Here is a 2,982-nt window from a genome sequence, read left to right as displayed (position 1 = left end):
AACAGGTAAATCTTATAGAGTTAAAGATAAAATATTCACTAATAATTCCAAAAAATAATTAGTCAAAAGTGTTAAAAGTTATATTTGCAAATTTGTTAAAAATAATATTGACATTAACATGCCACACATACACTAAGCCAACCCCACTAAGAATAAGCATAATAATAACTGAATTGGGAACTGGGAACATACCCAAAAAAACATACTTACTGTTTGCAGTTAAAAAGCCCTTTGTTGAACCTGTTAAGACCGAATGCATTGTTTTTAATCCATAACCCATAAGAGCCAAAGATGATCCAGTTTTAGCTAACCCTTTTACAGTATTGCTCACACTAAGCCCCCCTATTTTTCTTAAATTATATATAAAGCTTTAGTTAATTTCATATAAGCAATTATCCTTGTTGTTTATTTAATTTACCTCGGGAAGTTGAGAAAATCACAATTATCCTTACTAAATAGAGTTTCTACCGCCTTACATACAGAGTTCGTTCACTCCTCAAGGCATTTCGTCCACTTCGTTTCCTCGAGCCTTTCGTCATTCCTCACTCTATATTTCAGTTGGTGGGAATTCTTTTAGTTCGCTAATCGTTTTTTATCTTCATTTCTATCGTTAATTAACTTCTCATTCTACATTTATTATTTTTTATCTAACTTAACTGGCGTTAATAAGTTTGCAGCTCCAGGAAGGAGTAGGAGCTATTGATCTATATGAATGTACTTTTTGACTGGCTTATGTTTTATGTATATGCATTTAACAGTTAAATGTTTCCTATAACTTATAAATATTTCTTTTAACTGTGAAAAATAAACAAAAAAATAGAGAGCTTTTATTTGCCCTCTTCCTGCTCTCTAATAAATTCTTTATATAATATAGATTTTATAAAAGCACTATCACCATTAATAACTCCATTTTCTTTAATCCATCTATATAATTTCTGCTCCTCTTCACTTGTTACTCTAAAATTTACAGTTATCCTATTTTGTTTATTTCCGTTATCCTTACTTATACTCATAGCACACCCAACCCCTTTTATCTGTTATATACTTCTATTATATGCCATTTTTTAACAATAGTAAACTAATGAACCACCTTTTTATCTTTTATATATACGCTCATCTACTTGAATATAACTTGCATATTAATACTACTTTAAATTACTAAAATATTTAAAAATCCTAAAAGACAATATATAAGAATACGGGTAAAAATATATCCAAAACAAAGATTAAAAAGTTAGTATTTTCAATGCTTAATAGCTAAAAAAGTATAGGTATTTTTATATCCCTTATGTGTTACATTGCATTGGATACTCTTATTTTTGAATTTTTATGCTGTGTTATGCATTTATATAAAGCCTTAACAAATCTTAACGCTTATATTAAGAGCTCAAAAAGTTAAATTATAATCCGTTTTACTTTCAAAAACCCTCTTTGCCTTATTTAGTATTCTATAAATATTCCCTTCGCTCATACTATATTTATGTACTAAATTTCTGACTGGAATATTGTTTATATATCTATCCCTAAATAAAGATACATATAACTTTGAATTGCCAATAAACTCATACTCTATATTAAATAATTGAACTTCTACATCATGTAGTTTCCATTCTAGATCCCTTAGCTTCATTTCATATTTAAGTCTTTTAATTAAATCACATTCATATTTTAATAGCTCTTTATATTCTGAATATTCCTTTTTAATATTCTTAATATCTTTAGCTTTAATCATAGACAAACCTCCAAAATTTATATTAAAACACACATAGAATCAAGCCTAGATACACTAACAATTCTTTTATAGATTTATCGACTACAGCTTAATTACTATACAAGGTAGGGGGTATATAAAAAGTTTAAGGTAAGCACTTGGAGAGTGCGTGTGGTCTGTTCTTTCGCAAAAACTCCCCACGAGAAATTTTCTAAGTATATTCACATACATTCCCTTAGGTATATCTAAATAACCTCATCAATATATCCTAATTCTTTAAACTCCTCACAATTAATTCTGGCCCACTCACTATTTCTTAATTTCCTAAGTGCATTTCTTTCTTTTCTCCTCGCTTTTTCCCCTGTTATGTTAAGTATTTCTCCAATCTCATTCAAGGTCATTATTTTAGTATTCCAACCATATCTAAATTTTAATATTTGCCTTTCTTCCAGCGTATTATATTGACTCATAACTTCCTCTAATTGCTCCCTAAGTTGTTTTAAATATATTTGCTCCTCAATATTTTCAAAATCATAATCAACACCTTCTATAAAGTCCCCTAGCTCCCTTTCCTCTCCCTCTTCTCCTAATGTAATGTTAAGGCTTGTACAACTTCTGTAAAACTTATTATTTTCTTCTTCCTTGCCACTCTTACCATTAACACCTCTATGTATGTACCTATCTATATAATAAACAGCAAGCGTTATAAATTTTGCTTTCTTTTCATGATTAAAATCATATTTTTCTGCTGCTGCAATTAACCCTAGTACACCTGTTTGATACAAATCATCTATATCCATTTCTCTGTTTATACCATTGTACTTATTGGCAATTTTATATATAATACCTTCGTTATTTTCTACAAGCTTACCCAATACGCTTGTATCACCATTTTGATATAGTTTCACTAACTCCTCGTTGCTCACCCTTAACACCTCCAAAACTTCATTTGGGGAATTTTTTAAAACCGAGAGGCCACACGCACTCTCCGAAGGTGCAAGTTAAACTTTTTTGATACCCCCTACACCTTGTAATCATCATTACCTTGTATATTTAAATCATATATTTAACCTGTAGATTTCCCTCTAGTCCTAAGTTATTAATATAGAGTATTTGTGTTTATAACTAATTCTTGCTTTTCCTTATAGCAAGTGACCAGTATTACTACTAGTCACCCGTGCATCTTGTGTATTCCTTGTTTAATCTTTGTGTTTTTTATCTCCGTACCTTTCCTTCTTGGCAGCTCTGCACTCTCTACACCTTACTGGATC

At 30.1% G+C, this 2,982-nt stretch carries 4 protein-coding genes; all 4 read right to left on the bottom strand.

Going from position 1 to position 2,982, the window contains the following annotated elements:
• Positions 1-58: 58 nt before the first annotated feature.
• Positions 59-331 carry a hypothetical protein gene (locus tag KQI16_RS08395; protein ID WP_216433557.1) on the bottom strand — a complete coding sequence of 91 codons (273 nt, stop codon included), beginning with the start codon at positions 329-331 and terminating at the stop codon, positions 59-61.
• Positions 332-827: 496 nt separating this feature from the next.
• The gene (locus tag KQI16_RS08390; protein WP_216433556.1) at positions 828-1,013 is read right to left on the bottom strand and encodes a hypothetical protein; all 186 of its coding nucleotides are present in this window, start codon (positions 1,011-1,013) and stop codon (positions 828-830) included.
• Positions 1,014-1,387: 374 nt separating this feature from the next.
• The gene (locus tag KQI16_RS08385; RefSeq protein WP_216433553.1) at positions 1,388-1,732 is read right to left on the bottom strand and encodes a hypothetical protein; all 345 of its coding nucleotides are present in this window, start codon (positions 1,730-1,732) and stop codon (positions 1,388-1,390) included.
• 224 nt (positions 1,733-1,956) lie between these two features.
• Positions 1,957-2,637 carry a sigma-70 family RNA polymerase sigma factor gene (locus tag KQI16_RS08380; protein ID WP_216433551.1) on the bottom strand — a complete coding sequence of 227 codons (681 nt, stop codon included), beginning with the start codon at positions 2,635-2,637 and terminating at the stop codon, positions 1,957-1,959.
• Positions 2,638-2,982 lie beyond the last annotated feature (345 nt).

The organism is Caproiciproducens sp. MSJ-32 (genome assembly GCF_018918055.1).
Lineage (GTDB): Bacteria > Bacillota > Clostridia > Clostridiales > Clostridiaceae > Clostridium.
Note: the sequence above shows the minus strand (reverse complement) of the source record. Positions and strands in the feature narration are given on the sequence as shown.

What these genes read in the sequence shown, in the direction of transcription:
- KQI16_RS08390 (WP_216433556.1), bottom strand. Translation starts at nt 1,013, where the DNA reads ATGAGTATAAGTAAGGATAACGGAAATAAACAAAATAGGATAACTGTA.
- KQI16_RS08385 (WP_216433553.1), bottom strand. Translation starts at nt 1,732, where the DNA reads ATGATTAAAGCTAAAGATATTAAGAATATTAAAAAGGAATATTCAGAA.